Below are 1028 nucleotides of genomic sequence, written 5' to 3'. Positions count from 1 at the left end.
TTTGGCCCTTAGCTGCCGTTTAGTGAAGATAAATGAGAGCGCGATAAGGTTAAGACAATAGCCATGTTGTTTTGCAGAACAGGATGTATCAATATTGCCCACTCCAACGATACTCAATATGAGCAGATAAAGGTCTACAATGAAAAAACCAATAGTGAGTTTAAGCGGTCTAGGAAGCCTAGGAGCTGCTATTGCTGCGGCTACGCCTTGCTGCTTTCCATTGCTCGCATCTGTTGGAAGCACCTTGGGTTTGGGGGCCCTAGGCCAACACGCAAGTTGGGCTGGATATATCTCTCAGGTGCTTGGCCTATTACTAGTTCTTGGCGTGTATATTGGCTCTAAGCAACACGGTAAATTGGAACCAGTTGTCCTGTGTGTTATCGGAATAGTTGGTTTGTTTACTGCCTTAAATTTGCTGAAATTCGAGTGGTTGTTATACACGTCATTGCTAGCACTGGCTTCTGGGGCTATATGGCATCAAATAGCGTTAAGAGCTAATAGGCACTGTGACTGCAAGGAATTCACTACCAATGTCTAACTGCTGCTCAAATGAACCATCTACGAAAGCCAAATGTCCAGGTTGCAGAACCAGCTCGAAAGAAGTTCAATCGAGCACAGTGAAGCATCACCTGAAGGCGCCATGGAAGATAAAGTCCTGGAGCACCAGGCTATACTTCTGCAAGTCTAAAGATTGCGATGTTGTTTATTTCTCAGAATCCGGAGATTCTTTTCGACAAAGCGATGTCAGAACTGCTGTCGGCCAAAAAGATAGTTCTGATTTAGCAACGGTTTGCTATTGCTATGGAGTCACTAGACAGGAAGCGATTAGTGATGATTCTGCAAAGTCGTTTGTATTGTCTGAAACAAAAGCAAAAAACTGCGCTTGCGAATATAAAAACCCTTCAGGTCGTTGCTGCCTTCCAGATTTCCCAAAAAACTGACGGCTCAGCTATTCTGCCAAACGACCGCTTTTGGCAGGTGGTTGTATGTCGTAGCCTGAGATCGCATGATGAGGCTTAGCTTGGCCC

The 1028-nt window shown here is 45.0% G+C and carries 2 protein-coding genes; both read left to right on the top strand.

Going from position 1 to position 1028, the window contains the following annotated elements:
- The first annotated feature begins 139 nt into the window (after positions 1-139).
- Positions 140-538 carry a MerC family mercury resistance protein gene (locus CLC93_RS18015; RefSeq protein WP_095507289.1) on the top strand — a complete coding sequence of 133 codons (399 nt, stop codon included), beginning with the start codon at positions 140-142 and terminating at the stop codon, positions 536-538.
- A complete protein-coding gene (locus tag CLC93_RS18010) occupies positions 531-941 on the top strand; it encodes a putative iron-sulfur cluster-binding metallochaperone (protein ID WP_169903115.1) in 411 nt (136 codons plus the stop codon). Before CLC93_RS18015 ends, CLC93_RS18010 begins: the two co-directional genes overlap by 8 nt.
- Positions 942-1028: the final 87 nt, after the last annotated feature.

Source organism: Paraferrimonas sedimenticola, assembly GCF_002282855.1.
Lineage (GTDB): Bacteria > Pseudomonadota > Gammaproteobacteria > Enterobacterales > Shewanellaceae > Paraferrimonas > Paraferrimonas sedimenticola.
The sequence above is the reverse complement of the archived record's forward strand: the minus strand, read 5'-3'. Positions and strand labels throughout refer to the sequence as shown.

Coding starts and splice junctions, on each gene's coding strand:
- CLC93_RS18015 (WP_095507289.1), top strand. CDS start 140: ATGAAAAAACCAATAGTGAGTTTAAGCGGTCTAGGAAGCCTAGGAGCT.
- CLC93_RS18010 (WP_169903115.1), top strand. CDS start 531: ATGTCTAACTGCTGCTCAAATGAACCATCTACGAAAGCCAAATGTCCA.